At 70.6% G+C, this 14,356-nt stretch carries 13 protein-coding genes; 8 read left to right on the forward strand and 5 right to left on the reverse strand.

All coding sequences use genetic code 11. The features are described 5' to 3' along the window. Nucleotides 1–149: 149 nt before the first annotated feature. Complete coding sequence (locus tag PUT80_RS11195; protein WP_275291849.1) at nt 150–1,619, reverse strand: choice-of-anchor A family protein; 1,470 nt, start codon at nt 1,617–1,619, stop codon at nt 150–152. A gap of 187 nt (nt 1,620–1,806) precedes the next feature. Here PUT80_RS11195 and PUT80_RS11200 point away from each other — a divergent pair, with 187 nt between their 5' ends. Both PUT80_RS11200 and PUT80_RS11205 read left to right on the forward strand, forming a co-directional pair. Next, nucleotides 1,807–2,478, forward strand: a complete 672-nt coding sequence (locus PUT80_RS11200; protein WP_275291850.1) for an FCD domain-containing protein — start codon at nt 1,807–1,809, stop codon at nt 2,476–2,478. Next, nucleotides 2,475–3,281, forward strand: coding sequence for an ATP-binding cassette domain-containing protein (locus tag PUT80_RS11205; RefSeq protein WP_275291851.1), 807 nt, complete (start codon nt 2,475–2,477; stop codon nt 3,279–3,281). The genes PUT80_RS11200 and PUT80_RS11205 overlap by 4 nt, the downstream gene beginning before the upstream one ends. Nucleotides 3,282–3,357: 76 nt before the next feature. On the opposite strand, the gene PUT80_RS11210 is transcribed toward PUT80_RS11205, so the two are convergent. After that, nucleotides 3,358–4,581 carry an MFS transporter gene (locus tag PUT80_RS11210; RefSeq protein WP_037819437.1) on the reverse strand — a complete coding sequence of 408 codons (1,224 nt, stop codon included), beginning with the start codon at nt 4,579–4,581 and terminating at the stop codon, nt 3,358–3,360. 107 nt (nt 4,582–4,688) lie between these two features. Between PUT80_RS11210 and PUT80_RS11215 the strand changes: the two genes are divergently transcribed. The 3 genes from PUT80_RS11215 to PUT80_RS11225 all read left to right on the forward strand — a co-directional run bounded on the left by PUT80_RS11215 (nt 4,689) and on the right by PUT80_RS11225 (nt 6,899). Beyond that, a complete protein-coding gene (locus tag PUT80_RS11215; protein WP_275291852.1) occupies nt 4,689–5,594 on the forward strand; it encodes a LysR family transcriptional regulator in 906 nt (301 codons plus the stop codon). Between the two features lie 79 nt (nt 5,595–5,673). Next, entirely contained in the window at nt 5,674–6,171 is a 498-nt protein-coding gene (gene msrA / locus PUT80_RS11220) for a peptide-methionine (S)-S-oxide reductase MsrA (protein ID WP_043833708.1), read from the forward strand. After that, complete coding sequence (locus tag PUT80_RS11225; RefSeq protein ID WP_275291853.1) at nt 6,168–6,899, forward strand: DUF427 domain-containing protein; 732 nt, start codon at nt 6,168–6,170, stop codon at nt 6,897–6,899. Before msrA ends, PUT80_RS11225 begins: the two co-directional genes overlap by 4 nt. On the opposite strand, the gene PUT80_RS11230 is transcribed toward PUT80_RS11225, so the two are convergent. Further along, nucleotides 6,900–9,707 (reverse strand): WS/DGAT domain-containing protein, encoded by a 2,808-nt coding sequence (locus tag PUT80_RS11230; protein ID WP_275291861.1) that lies wholly within the window; start codon nt 9,705–9,707, stop codon nt 6,900–6,902. Nucleotides 9,708–9,732: 25 nt separating this feature from the next. Continuing rightward, on the reverse strand, nt 9,733–10,701 hold the full coding sequence (locus tag PUT80_RS11235) for a DMT family transporter (RefSeq protein WP_037819432.1): 969 nt from the start codon (nt 10,699–10,701) through the stop codon (nt 9,733–9,735). A 113-nt stretch (nt 10,702–10,814) separates the two neighbouring features. On the opposite strand from PUT80_RS11235, the gene PUT80_RS11240 reads away from it, so the two are divergent. Next, entirely contained in the window at nt 10,815–11,480 is a 666-nt protein-coding gene (locus PUT80_RS11240) for a VC0807 family protein (protein ID WP_037819429.1), read from the forward strand. Then, the gene (locus PUT80_RS11245) at nt 11,480–12,229 is read left to right on the forward strand and encodes an SDR family NAD(P)-dependent oxidoreductase (protein WP_275291854.1); all 750 of its coding nucleotides are present in this window, start codon (nt 11,480–11,482) and stop codon (nt 12,227–12,229) included. The genes PUT80_RS11240 and PUT80_RS11245 overlap by 1 nt, the downstream gene beginning before the upstream one ends. Nucleotides 12,230–12,352: 123 nt before the next feature. On the opposite strand, the gene PUT80_RS11250 is transcribed toward PUT80_RS11245, so the two are convergent. Next, nucleotides 12,353–13,549, reverse strand: a complete 1,197-nt coding sequence (locus PUT80_RS11250) for a helix-turn-helix domain-containing protein (protein ID WP_051729736.1) — start codon at nt 13,547–13,549, stop codon at nt 12,353–12,355. A 150-nt stretch (nt 13,550–13,699) separates the two neighbouring features. On the opposite strand from PUT80_RS11250, the gene PUT80_RS11255 reads away from it, so the two are divergent. Continuing rightward, nucleotides 13,700–14,356, forward strand: a 657-nt coding sequence (locus PUT80_RS11255) for a squalene/phytoene synthase family protein (RefSeq protein WP_275291855.1), incomplete at its 3' end; no start/stop codon positions are given.

Consider the following 14,356-nt stretch of genomic DNA (forward strand, 5'->3'; position numbering starts at 1 on the left):
CCCTCACGGACCTTCCTACGGCGAGGATTTCTCCGCTCCACGACTGCTGCCGGAGTTCCCTCACAAACCTCGCGGCCGCCTGGGCCGACTGTCCGTGAAGGGCTCCTTGCGGGACTCAGATTCCCTCAAGGAGCCCTTCACGGCGTTCGTCAGGAGCGCTTGCGGCGCACCGCCACTGCCGCCACCAGCGCGCCGCCGATGAGGAGCAGTGCGCCGCCTCCGATCAGGTAGCCGCGGATGTCCGCGCCGGTCGACGCGAGCGGGCCCTGGTCGGACGGGCCGGTTCCCGGGGCCACGCCGCCGGAGTTGTCGCTCGTGGTCGTGATCGGGGCCGGGGCTTCCGACGACGAGCTGGACGTCGTCGGGCTCGTGGTGCCGGACGAGGACGTCGGCTGCGAACTCGAGGACGTCGCGCTTGATGAGGACGACGTCGGCGCGGTCGAGGAAAACGTCTCCGACGGGCCGGTCGAGGTCGTGGTGGAGCTGGTCGAGGTGGTACTCGACGAAGTCGTGCTCGTCGGCTCCGTGCTCGACGACGTAGTGCTGGACGAAGTCGAGCTCGTCGGCGCCGTCGAACTAGTAGTCGGAGCATTGCAATCCGGCAGATCACCAGTGAACGGATAAGCGTGGAACTCCTGCCCGCCCGCCGCGCCCTCCGACGTGTGCAGCAGGTTGCCCGCGGTGAAGAAGCGGCCGTTGGTGCCCGACGCGGTGACCGTCGTGTCGCTGGCCGGGTTGCCGACCAGCACGCTGCCCTGGAACTGCGCCTGCCCGGCGATCTTCACCTTCGACGCGTCCGGGAAGTTCCACAACAGCTTCTCGCGCAGGTGGTTGATCGGGTCCTGGTCGGCGAGGTCGCCGGTGTAGGTGTTGATCACCCGGTTGCCGCCGACGAGGTTTACCAGCACCGTCGCGCCCGCCGGGATGCCGGCGAATTCCAGGCCCTGCATGCTGCCGCCGCGGTTGGTGAGGTCGAAGTCGACGTTGAACACCTGCAGCGCGGACTTCCCGTCTCCGGTGAACAACGTGCGGTAGCCCTCGTTCTTCGCCGTCCCGGTCGCCGCGGACTTGCTGTAGCAGGTGCTGGCTTCCTGCAGCTGCGGCCGGAGCTGCTTGTACGGGTCGGCCGCGTTCGGGTCCTGTTTCAGCGTGCCGGTCACGGTCCCGGTGACGGTGCCGCCGTAGCGCACGACGCCGCCGTCCGCGAGGAGCCGCTGGTTCGGCGCGACGGTGATGTTCTTGCCGGTGGTGAGGAAATCGGCGCCGTCCGGCGGGGGCACGCGCGAGCCGACGCCCGCGATGCCGACGTTGTAGACCGCGGACGCCCCGGTCCGCTTCGCCATGTCGAACCCGCCGAGCACGACGACCCGGCCCTCGGCCTCGGCCGCGCCTTCGCGCACGAGGAAATCGCCGCCGGCGAAGACGTTGATGCCGTTGTCCCGTCCCGCGAACGGCCCGTTGTTGACCGGCGGGTACTTCTCCGGGCAGGCGTCGCCGACGCACGGGCCCAATCCCCCTGGCAGCGGAGCGGCGCTCGCGCCCGGACCGGCCACGAACGCCACCGCACACACCGCCGCGGCGATCGCTCCGCCGACGACGGCCATTTTCCTGGCACGCATGCGGCCGATCCTCACCCGGACCGGGCAGAATACGGCACTCGAAACACCGTAACCCACCCGAACGGGTCAGAAAATCCCCGACTCCTCAGACAAGTAGACTAGTGACGCTCCACACTCGACACCCCGCCGGAAGAATGTCCCGCAGTAGCCTCGCTCCTGCCGCCCCGTCCGACCAGAAAGCCCTCCGATGCCCCCTCTCGTGCACCGGCACCCGCTCGCCGCGCAGGCCGCCGAAGTCCTTCTCGGACGCATTCGCGCCGGCGAATGGCCGCTCGGCCACAAATTGCCCGGGGAAACGACTTTGGCCGCGCAACTGGGCGTCGGCCGGTCGACGCTGCGCGAAGCGATCCGCGAATTGGCGGGCAAAGGCGTGCTGGATTCCCGCCAGGGTTCCGGGGTTTTCGTGACCGCGCTGGACGTCGCCGAGGATTGGGACGCGGTCCTGCGCCGCGCGACGATCGGCGCGGTGATCGAGGCGCGCATCGCCATCGAAGCGGAAGCCGCCGCCCTCGCCGCGCACCGGCGGACGCCGACGGACCTGCGCGCGATCCGCCGCGCGCTCGCCGCCCGCGCGATCGGCGACCCGGACGTCGAACGCCTCGTGGACACCGACACCGCGTTCCACCGCACCGTGCTCGTCGCCGCGCACAACGACGTGCTGATCGAATTGTTCGACAGTTTCGTCCCGCGAATCCACCGCGCCATGACGGACATGCTGCGCGCCCGGCCGATCACCGCCCCCGAAGAAGACCAAGCCGCGCACCTGGCGCTCGTCGAGGCGATCGCGGACAAAGACGCGTCCGCCGCCGCGGAACTGAGCCGGGCGCACCTGACCGCCTTGAAGGAGGCACTTTCGTGAGCGAGGTCGTGCTGCAGCTGACCGACGTCGTGTTCCGCAGGCAGGGCAAGGAAATCCTGCACGGCGTGAACCTGACCGTGCGGGCGGGCGAACACTGGGCGCTGCTCGGTCCGAACGGCGCCGGGAAAAGCACGATCCTCGGTTTCTGCGGCGCGGTCACGCATCCGACCGCAGGCACCGTCGACGTCCTCGGCGGACGGCTCGGCCGGGTCGAACTGCAGGCGCTGCGCCGCAGCATCGGGCACGTCGACCCGCGGCATCCGCTGCGTTCGCCGCTCACCATCCGGGAGGTCGTGCTGACCGGCGTCACCGGGAGCATCGACACGCCGCCGCGCTGGCAGCCCACCGCCGCGCAGCTCGCCCAGGCCGACGAACTCGTCGACCTGCTCGGTCTGGCCGGCAAGGCAGGCGAACGCTGGCCGACGCTGTCGCAAGGCGAACGCGGCCGCGCCCTGATCGCCCGCGCGCTGATCAGCGACCCCCGGCTGCTGCTGCTCGACGAACCGTCCACCGGCTTGGACGTCGCGGCCCGCGAGCAGCTGCTCGAAACAATCGACCTGCTCACCCGGACCCATCCCCGGCTCGCCTCCATCGTGGTCACCCACCACCTGGAAGAACTGCCGGAAACGACCACGCACGCGTTGCTGATCGCGGACGGCTCGGTGGTTTCGTCGGGGCCGATCGACCAGGCGGTGACGACGGCCAGCATCAGCCGGGCGTTCGGCCACCCGATCCGCGTCGACCGCCACGACGGCCGATGGAGCGCCCGCGCCGCCCGGACGCGCTCCACCGAGGTCGCCTGACCCGGGCCGCTGTCCGTGAAGGGCTCCTTGCGGGAACCAGATTCCCCCAAGGAGCCCTTCACGGACTGCCAGCGGCTCAAGCGGTCCGCAGCACCCGCCAAGCCGAGAACCCCAGCAGCACCAGCTCCGCCGCCGAAAAGCCGACCAGCGCGAGCGGGCTCGGCACCCACAGCAGCGTCATCCCGACCAGCAGCACCGGCACCACCAGCCCGGCGTAAGCCGCCAGGAAGATCCCGGCCAGCACCTCGCCGCGGGACAGCGGATCGGCCAGCGCCGCCACCGTCCCGACCGCGGCGCGGAAGCCGAGCCCCATCCCGCTCCCGGCGATCACCGAGCCCGCCAGGAACAGCGCCAGGGAGGGCAGCAGCGCCGCCGCCGAAAGCACCGCCAGCCCGATCGGCATCAGCACGAACCCCAGTCGCAGCTGCGCCCGCGACGCCATCGACGCGAAGACCACCTGCGCCACCGCCGCCGCGCCCAGCATCGAGCCCGCGGTGACCCCGGCGAGCATCCGGCTGTGCTCGTGCAGGCCTTCGGCGAGCAGGGTCGGCGCGAGCGACATGAACAGCCCGGTGATCGCGAACGCGGCGAACACCCCGATCGCCGCGCCGACGAACGCCGGCCGCGCCCCGGCGGGCAGCGACACGCGCTGCGGCCGGTAAGCCGGGCGCTCCTCGCGCCGCTCGACGGTCTCCGGCACCAGGCACACCGCGAACGCCGCCACCAGCAACACCACCAGGAACACGACGAACGTGCTGGTCAGCGGGCCGTCGATGTACTGCGCGAAGACGCCGCCGACCACCGGGCCGAGCCCGAGGCCGCCCATGTTCACCACGGTGGCGATCAAGCCGGAGCGGCCCAGGTCCTGGTCCGGCCGGGTCACCGCCCGCAGCTCGGACAGGTGCGCGGTGGCGGTGGCCGTCAGCGCGCCGATGCCCACGCCGCAGACGAACCGCGCGATCAGCAGGCCCGGGACCTCCGGCCAGAGCAGGAACAACACCGCCGACAGGGCCTCGGCGAGCGTCGAAGCGAGGATCACGCGGCGGCGGCCGAGCCAGTCGCTGACGTGCCCGGCGAGGTAGAGGCTGGCCATCACGCCGACCGCGTACGCCGCGAAGATGACGGTGACCAGGAACGTCGGGAACCCGTCCCGCTGCTGGTAGAGCGCGTACAGCGGAGTGGGCACGGTGGAGAACGCGAGGCACGCGGCGAACGCGAAAGCGATGACCCTGAACCCCCAGCCGTGGCTGACGCGCCATCCGGCCGGGGCGGTGAGAGCGGGCGGAGCTGTGGTGACCATGTCGACCTTCCAAGCGGGAACCTACCCCTGAAACGATCCCCCGCCCCACTCATCAAGTCCAACGAAAAGTGTTGGTCATAGTTATCGTGATCCGCGATAATTGGGGCATGGAGACGCGGCAGCTGGAGTACTTCGTGGCGGTCGCCGAGGAGCTGAGCTTCACGCGGGCGGCCCAGCGGCTGTTCGCCACGCAGTCCACGGTCTCGGCGACGATCCGCGCGCTGGAGACCGACCTCGGCGCGACGCTGTTCGACCGGTCTACCCGCCGGGTCGCGCTGTCAACCGCGGGCGCGCTCTTCCTGCCCGCGGCGAAAGCCGCGCTGGAATCGGTGGAGCGGGCGCGCGAGGTGGTGCAGCAGGCGTCCGCCGGTCTGCGCGGAAGCCTCCGGATCGGCACGCTGACCAGCATGAACGCGTTCGATCTGCCGGTGCTGCTCGGCGCGTTCCACCGCAGGCACCCGCTGGTCGACCTGCATCTGACGGTGTCCCTCACCGGTTCGTCCGGCCTCGCCGACGACGTCCGCCACGGCGGGCTCGACGTCGCGTTGCTCGGCCTCTCCCGGGCCGAGCTGGGCGGCCTCGACGCGACGCAGCTGGCCAGCGTGCCGTACTACGCCGTGCTGCCGGACAGCCATCCGCTCGCCGGACGCGAGCAGGTCCGGCTGCCGGAGCTGGACGGCGAACTGTTCGTCGACTGTCCGCGCGGCTTCGGGAACCGGCTGGCGGTCGACCGGGAGTTCGCCGCGCTCGGGCTTACGCGCCGGGTGACCGCCGAGGTCGCCGACCTGCGGACGGTGCCGCGCTACGTCGCCGCCGGGCTCGGCGTCGCGGTCCTGCCCGGCACCGCCCGGCTGGATCACCCGGGCGTCGTGTCGATCCCGCTCGCCGACACGTCGCTGACCTGGCCGCTCACCGTCGTCGTCTCCGCGAAGCGCCCGTCGTCGCAGGCCCTGCGGACGCTGCTGGACCTGTTCGTCGCGGCCGCGGCGGAGGGAGATATTACGGAGTTCTGACCGGGCCCCCGGCCACCGGAATAGCGACCGGCCCCGCGGCGTCATCCTGTACACGGAATCCCCGATGGGAGAGAAGGAAATGACGGAAAAAGCGATCCTGGCCGGCGGATGTTTCTGGGGCATGGAGGAGCTGTTCCGCCACCAGCCCGGCGTGACCGCGACCCGCGTCGGCTACAGCGGCGGCGACGTCCCCCACGCCACCTACCGCAACCACGGCACCCACGCCGAAACCATCGAGGTCACCTACGACCCGGAGCAGACCGACTTCCGCGCCCTGCTGGAGTTCTTCTTCCAGGTCCACGACCCCAGCACCAAGAACCGCCAGGGCAACGACATCGGCACCAGCTACCGCTCCGCCATCTTCTACACCACCGACGAGCAAAAGCGGATCGCCGAAGACACCATCGCCGACGTCGACGCCTCCGGACTGTGGCCCGGCAAGGTCGTCACCGAGGTCACCGCGGCGGGCGACTTCTGGGAGGCGGAGCCGGAGCACCAGGACTACCTGCAGCGTTATCCGCACGGCTACACCTGCCACTTCCCGCGCCCCGGCTGGAAACTCCCGAAGCGCGGATGACCGATTACCCAGCGGCGGCAGTCCAGGCCGGACACGTCGAACCGGTCCCCCGGCGAGTGCGCGGAGTGCTCGCCGGGAAGACCATTGTGGACAGCACGCGGGCCAAATATGTCTGGGAATGGCCCTACTATCCGCAGTTCTATTTCCCGCTCGACGACGTTCTCCCCGGCGCACTGGTCTCCGGAGACGACGGGCGGTTCTCGCTGCGCGTCGGCGAGGTCGAAAAGCCTGCTGCCGCTTGGGTGAACGACTCTGTCCTACCTGGACACCTCCGGTTCGAGTGGGACGCGCTGGACGCCTGGTTCGAAGAGGACGAACAGGTTTTCGTCCACCCGCGCAACCCGTACACGCGAGTGGACGCTTTGCGTTCGACGCGACACGTCCGCGTGCGGTTGAACGGAGTCACGCTGGCGGAATCGTCGTCGCCGGTGCTGCTGTTCGAAACCGGCCTCCCGACCCGGTATTACTTCAACCGCACCGAAGTCGATTTCACGCATCTCGTTGCCGAACCCGGCATGGTCACCGCCTGCCCGTACAAGGGCGAGACGTCCGGCTACTGGTCCGTCCGCGTCGGCGACGTCCTGCACGAGCACCTCGCGTGGACCTACGCCTACCCGGCCGCGGCCGTCCAGCCCATCGCCGGACTCGTGGCGTTCTACAACGAGATGGTGGACATCGAAGTCGACGGCGAACTTCTTCCCCGCCCGCGCACGCACTTCTCGCAGTGACTACACCCGTCCGAACGCCTCCACGACCGCAGCCGCCAGCCGGTCCCCGCGCGCCTCTTGTCCGGCGGGCACCGTGATGCAGACGGTGAACCGGTCCGCCCACGTCATGATGCCGACCGCCACCGGGACTCCGGGAGCGAGCGACAAGACCGGGTAGACAGTGCGGACGAGCGCCCCGTTGAGCACCACCGGCGACCGAGCGCCGGGCAGCACCGAGGCGATGACGCTGAACCACGTGCCGCGGTAGACGAGCTTGGCCGCCCGGCGATGCAGCGCCGGCGGCAGAATCCCGAGCACGCGCACGACAGCGTTGCCCGCGCGGGGCGCACCGTGGCCGACCTGGTCGGACAGCATCCGGTCGGTCGCCCGCACCCGTTCCGACAGCGACATCGCGCCGGTCGGCAGGTCCACCGAAGCCGCGCCGGTGTGGTTGCCGAGCTGACGGAAGGTCCCGGTGTCGCGGACCGACATCGGAATCAGCACCCGAAGCCGCTCCGGCGCGGTCCCGCCCAGCTCGCGATGCAAGGCCTCGGCGACGAGCGCGAGAACGAGGTTGGTCGTCGGCACCCCCGCCCGGCGCGCGGCCTTGCGGACTTCGGGGGCGGAGAGATGGGCCCGGGCGAAATGCCGTCGGGGACTGTCGATCCGCTTGTCCCAGCCGACTCGGGGCGCGGCACCGGCCCGGGCGAGAGTCCAGACGCCGCGCGCCAACTCGGCGGCTTGGTTGCGTTGACTCGGCTTGGCTCGCGCAGGCTCGGCGGTGCCGGAACGACTGGACGGTCCCGATGGCCGCTCAAGCCGGTGCCACACGGGGCTCGCCACGCGAGCGAGCGCCGCGCGCACCGGTGCCGCCAGGCTGGCAAGTGCCACCCGCGGCGCACTCCGCTCGGGGTGGGACCCGTTGCGCCCCAATGTGGCATTGGGTGCATGAGATGCACCCAAAGCGGCATTCGGTGCGTGAGATGCACCCAATGTGGCATTCGGTGCGCCGGACGCACCCAAAGTGGCATTCGATGCATGAGACGCACCCAACGCGGCATCCGCAGCGCCCGACGCACCCAACGCGGCGTTCGATGCATGAGACGCACCCAACGCGGCATCCGGCACGCCAGACGCACCCAAAGTGGCGTTCGGTGCGTGAGATGCACCCAATGTGGCATTCGGTGCGTCAGATGCGCCCAATGCCACATTGGGGCGACGCCACCACCCCCGCCGCCGAGGAACCGCCACCGGCGTCAACGGTTCTTTCCCCCGCGCCTGCCCCACCAGCGCGCTGATCACCGCGATCCCGTCACTCGCCGCGTGGTGCAGCGCGATCAGCAACGCCCCCTGCTCCCCCTCGATCCCGGTCACCAGCCGGGCCCGCACCGGATGTTCCGGGGACACCGGTTCCGAGAAGAACGCGTCCATCTCCCGCGTCAACGCCTCGTCCAACGGCGCTTCCGGGCCCATCCGCACGGAAGTCAGCACGTCCGCCGACGTGCGGCCCGGGTCCTCCTGCCATCGCGCGCGCCACAACCGGCTGCCGGGCAGCAAGCGGGTTCGCAAGCCGGGGGTCGCGGCGAGCAGATGCTCAGCGTCCGCATGCGTGACCGGCGTGCCGTCCGCCTTCGGGTCGAACAACAAGACCGCACCGACCTGTTGCGGCACCTCCGGCGTGGCCACGTGCACGAACAGCGCGTCCTCCGGCCGGAGCCGCTGCGTCGGCGGGTTCAGCGGCGCGGAAACGAGCGATTCCAGCGCCTCCACCAGCGGAGTGGCCGTTTCGCAATGCCGCGCGACCGCTTCCGCCATCTCCTTGAGCCGTTCCGGCTCCGCCAGCAGACCGCGCACGGTCTCCGCCAGCTCACCGTCCTTTGTGGACACCAGGGCGAGCCCGGCGGCGGCCATCAACCGAGCGTTCGCCTTGCCGTGCGCGGCGATCGGGCGATGCATCAGCACCGGGCGCCCGCACGCCAGCGCCTCCAGCGAGGTCGCCCCGCCCGCGTTCGTCACCACGACGTCCGCCGCCAGCGTGTATCGCTCCGGCTGGTCCGTCCACCCGACGACGTGCAACCGCGGTTCGCCCAGGGCCCGCAGCCGGGCGGCCGCCGCGTCGTTGCGGCCGCAGATCGCGATCGGCGCCACCGACGGATCCGCCGCCAGCAGTTCGCGCACCGTCGTCTCGATCTCGCCGAAACCCAGTGAGCCGCACGAAACCAGCGGCACGAACGCGTCCGGCGGCAAGCCCAGTTCGTGGCGCGCCGCGGTCTGGTCGCCTGGCCGGAACACCGCGCGCACCGGCGGCGCGGACACCCCGACGTGCGCCGACGGCGACGAGCGCAGCGCGGGCGCGACCGCGACGTCGTGCATCACCATGGTGAGATCCGCCGCGCCGTAAACCCAGAACGGATGCGGCGCGAAGTCCGAAACCCACGCACCGATCGGCGCCCGCAATTTTCCTTTGCGGCGCAGCCACGCCAGTCCCGCAGTGCCCATCGGATACGTCGACAGCACCAGATCCGGCGCGAATTCGGCGATCGGTTTCGCGAGCCGCCTGCCGCACCACGCGGCGGTGAACCAGCGGGACGCGGCGGCGAACCACGGAATCCGCCAGATCGCCGCGTAAAAGAACTCGTACAGCCACGGGACGCTTTCCACATTGGCGACGTAAATCCGCTGGAAAAGCCCCTCGAAACCAGGACCGAGCCGTTCCAGCGCGTTGACCCACCGCACGGTCGCGTCCGGCCATCGCTGCCGTATCGCGTCCTCGAGCGCGCGCCCCGTCGCATTGTGCCCCTGCCCCATGTTCGCGGACACGATCAGCACGCGCTCCAACGCTGCCCCCTTCTCGCTAACAGGCGGTCCCGGCGAGGCCGTACCCGTCGTCCGGGTCCGAATCAGGCCGTTCGCCGGGTTCTTCCGATGCGGTTTCCTCTTCGCCGGACGGCATATCCGATTCCGCGGACAAATGCGACGCGCGGGTGGACAACAGCGCGATCCCGACCACGATCACCAGCCCGGCCAGCGCCTCGCCGAACAGCGCGAGCGGCCTCCCGTCGGCCGATTCGCCCATCCACGACAATCCGATCGCGACGCCGACCAGCGGATCCAGCGCAGTAATGACAGCGAGCGCGGGCGTCAGGTACCGGCCCTGCTGAAACGTGTTCTGGCTCAACAGGAATCCCAATGGCCCCACCACGCACACCAGATACAGCGTCCAGTGCCGGAACGGTTCGTCGATCCCCGCCCGGAACTGGCCCGCGACCACCTTCATCAGCCCGGCGGTGAGGCCGTACAGCACGCCGGTCGCGACGGCCAGCCCGAGCACCCGCCATGATCCGGAATTCGTTGACGCGGCAACAACAAGCGACGCCAGCGTGACCACCGCGAGCGCGATGCCGAGCGGCAGCAGGTCGCCGCCGCTGACGAGCGTCTCGCTGTTGCCGCTCGGCCGGGCGATGACGAGGAACGCGGCGAGCCCGGCCACGCACAGCAACCCGCCGGCACTCATCGTGCGGTCCGGGCGGCGGCGCTCCAGCCGCGCGGACGCCAGGCCGGCGAACATGAGCGACGTCACGAGCAGCGGCTGGACCAGCAGCAACGGCCCGAACGCGAGCGCGACGAGCTGCAGGACGAGACCCAGGATGGTCGCGGCGATCCCGATGAGCCACAATGGTCGTCCGACGAGCCGCTTGAAGAGCGTCAGGTCGAGCGGTTTGCCGGTTTCCACCTCTTTGGTCGCCCTGGCCTGCGCTGCGCTCGCGAGTCCCATGCACGCCGCGCCGGCGACGGCGGCGGGGACAGCCACGACCAGCGACATCCCCGTAACTGTCACGGACTCTTCACCTCACACCGTCCCCATCCGCCGTGCTTATGCTCAAGCCTTGTCCGAGGCCGAGTCGCCCGGTTGGCACCGGAGGCAGCAGAACCCGCATGCGACACCCCCATACGATCGACCTCCCCTCGTTCCGCAATCTCGTCGTGGACGGGGGCCGGCACCTGCTCGAGTCGACGCTGGTCCCGGCCGGCCTGTTCTATCTCCTGCTGACCCTGGTGAGCTTCGACAGCGGGGTCATCGCCGCGCTGTGCTGGTCGGTCGCCGTGGTCGGCACCCGGCTCGCGCTGCGCAAGAAGATCCCCGCCGTGCTGCTGCTGACCACGGCTCTGCTGGTCGCGCGCACTGTGCTGGGCCTGGCCACCGGCAGCGCATTCCTGTACTTCCTGCAGCCGACTCTACAGAATTTCCTCGTCGCCAGCCTGTTCCTGATCTCCGCGCCGTTCAACAAACCGCTGCTCGCGCGGCTGGCGGGCGATTTCTGCGCATTCCCCGATTCGCTCTCCGGACACCCCGGAATGCGCCGGTTCTTCCAGCGCGTTTCGGTGCTGTGGGGCCTCGTCTTCGCGGTGAACGGCGGCGTGACGCTGCTGATGCTCGCGCGGGAAACGGTCGGCAGCTTCCTCATGGTCAGCACCGCGGGCTCGTACTCGGTCATCGGGCTGGCCATCGCCGGTTCGCTGTGGTGGTTCCGGCGTTCGCTGCGCTCGGCGGGCATCACGCTGCGCATGGGCCACCGCCCGGCCGCGCTGCCCGCCGCCTGATGGCCCGCACCGCGCTGGTCACCGGCGCGTCGTCGGGCATCGGCGCCGCCACCGCGCGGCTGCTCGCCCGCTCCGGCGTCCACGTGCTGCTGCACGGCCGGAACGAGGACCGGCTGGCCGCCCTCGCGAAGGAAACCGGCGGCACCGCGCTCGCCGCCGACCTCGCGGAGCCCGGCGCCGCGGCGGAGCTCGCCGAACGCGCGCTGGCGGTCACCGGATCGGTGGATCTGCTCGTCAACAACGCCGGTCTCGGCTGGGCCGGTCCCCTGCCTGAACTGTCCGGGGAACGGCTGCGACACCTCGTCACCGTGAACCTCACCGCGCCGCTCGACCTCACGCGCGCGCTGCTCCCCGCGATGCTGGAACGCGATCGCGGGCAGATCGTTTTCGTGTCCTCGATCGCCGGACGCACCGGCGTCGCCGGGGAAGCCGTGTACGCCGCGGCGAAGTCCGGTGTGGACGCTTTCGCCGACAGCCTCCGATTCGAGTTGCACGGCACCGGAGTAACCGTCGGAATCGTAGTTCCCGGCGTGGTGCGCACGGAATTCTTCGAACGCCGCGGCCGTCCCTACACTCGCAGCACGCCCCGTCCGGTGAGCGCCGAACGCGTGGCCGCCGCCGTGGTGCGCGCCGCCGCGCATCCGGGCGACTACTACGTGCCGCGCTGGCTGCGGATCCCCGTCGCGCTGCGCGGCGCGGCACCGGGCCTGTACCGCGCGCTCGCGGCGCGATTCGGCGCCGAAAGCTGACGGCTCCACGCACACCTCCTCCCCGGGCGCCTCGCGAGCGGCTCTCCCGGTTCTCGCCGGGGTACCCCCGCTTACGCGACCCAAGCATGTCCTCCGTGCTGCCGCATCAGGGAAATTCCCCGATCAGGCGGTTTCGTCCGCTTCGCCGGGCGGTCCCCAGGCCAGCGCCAGCACGAGCGTCGCGCGCACGGCCGGATCGTCCAGCGACGGCCCGAACAGGTCGTGCAGGCGGCCGAGCCGGTACGACACCGTCTGCGGATGGATGTGCAGGTCCTCCGCGACCGCCTTGCGGTCCCCCAGATGCAGCAGCCACGACGTGAGCGTGGTGGACAGCCGTTCCCGCGCGGATTCGTTCAGCTCGTCAAGCGGGGCAAGGGCTTGTCTTCGCAGCACGTCGAGCAGCCGGTCGTCGCGGTGCACGATGATCGCGTCGAGGTGTTCGTCGGCGAACACCGGATCGTCGCTGAGCAGGTGGTCCCGGCGCAGCCGCGCGGTCACCTCGGCGATGCGCAGGCTGGCCGGGAGCCGGTCGAGCGGCACCGTCGCGCCGACCACCGCGCCGCCGCCGCGCAGCGCGCGAGCCAGCCACGCGCGCCTGCCGGGACCGCCCGGGTCCGGCACGATCGCCACGACCACGCCCGGCCTGCGCAGCCGCAGGCAGCTGTCTTCGAGGCGGAACACCAATTCCCGGCCCAGCTCGTTGTCGTCCTCCACCAGCACGACCGCGGCGTGCTTCGGCAACCGCCAGTCCGCACGCGCCGCCGCCGCGCGCACCGCGGCCTTGTCCGCCCGGTCGGACAGCAGCAGCGCGGTCAATTCGTCGCGCAGCCGTTCCCGCGCGCGCACCGCGTCCGACTGCTCCTGCAAGTAACCGCGCAGCGACGATTCCGATAGCTGGTCCACGAGAGCGAACACAGTGGTGGCGAGCGAGGCGAACAGTTCGGCGGGCACCTCGAGATCGAGCGCGGCTTCCGAAACGTGCCGCCACGCCACGCGCGCGCCGACCCGGTAAGCCGACAGCAGGCTCGTGACGCGCCTGCCCTGCTGGTATTGCGCGCGCCCGATTTCCTCGAACACCGTCTGCTCGACGCCGGACCCCAGCCCCGGCAGCCGCTCGTCGGGGTCGGCCGCCATGTCGATCAGCCGCCGGACGAATCCCGCGCTGGCGGCGACGAGGTCGGCGAGTTCTTCGGTCAGGAATTCCGCGTAGTCGGGGTGCTCGTCCGCGAGCTGGTCGCGGACCTCGTTGAGCATGGCGGGCAGCCGGCGGGTCACCACCGTCTCCAGTTCGTCAAGCCGGGTCACCTGATCTGGTCCCATGTGTCCGGGAGTCCTTCCGTCGCAGGCCGCGGTCTCGGGTCGCCTCGGGACATCCTGGCCCCACTTTGGCCTCTCGTGCCAAGTCGAAGCCACCGAAATTCGCTTTCCGGCGGCAGAAGCCGCCCGTCCGGGGGCGCGACACTGGCGAGGATGAGATCCACAGCGGGTGTCCGTCACGCTCCGGATACGTCAGGACTGCGAGAGAAACGGCGCGCGGAAAACTTTCCGGTGGCCCTGCGGGTGCTGCCGGAACGGCTGCGCGCCGACCTTGTCGCGGTCTATTCCGTCGCGCGCACTGTGGACGATCTGGGCGACGAGGCCGAGGGCGACCGCGTCGCGCAGCTCGAGGCGTTCTCGGCGGACCTGGCCGCCGCGTTCGGCAACGGGGAACCGGAACATCCCGCTGTCCGTGGACTTCTCCCCGCGATCCGCGCCGGACGGCTGACCGAGGAACCGTTCCAGCGGCTCGTCCAGGCGAACATCCAAGACCAGCGGGTGCACCGCTACCCGGTCTTCGCGGACTTGCTGGCGTACTGCCAGCTTTCCGCCGATCCCGTCGGGCGGATCGTGCTCGACCTGCTCGGGGTGGCCGACCCGGCCGCCGCGGTGCTGTCCGACCGGATCTGCACCGGGCTCCAGCTCGTGGAGCACTGGCAGGACGTCGGCGAGGACTACCGCAACGGGCGGGTGTACCTGCCGCAGGAGGATCTCGCCGAGTTCGGCGTCGCCGAGGAGGAATTGGGCGCCGCGCACGCGTCGCCCCGGATGAAAGCGCTGATGCGGTGGGAAACCGGCCGCGCCGCCGCC

This window comes from Amycolatopsis sp. La24 (assembly GCF_029087445.1).
Taxonomy (GTDB): Bacteria; Actinomycetota; Actinomycetes; order Mycobacteriales; family Pseudonocardiaceae; genus Amycolatopsis; species Amycolatopsis nivea.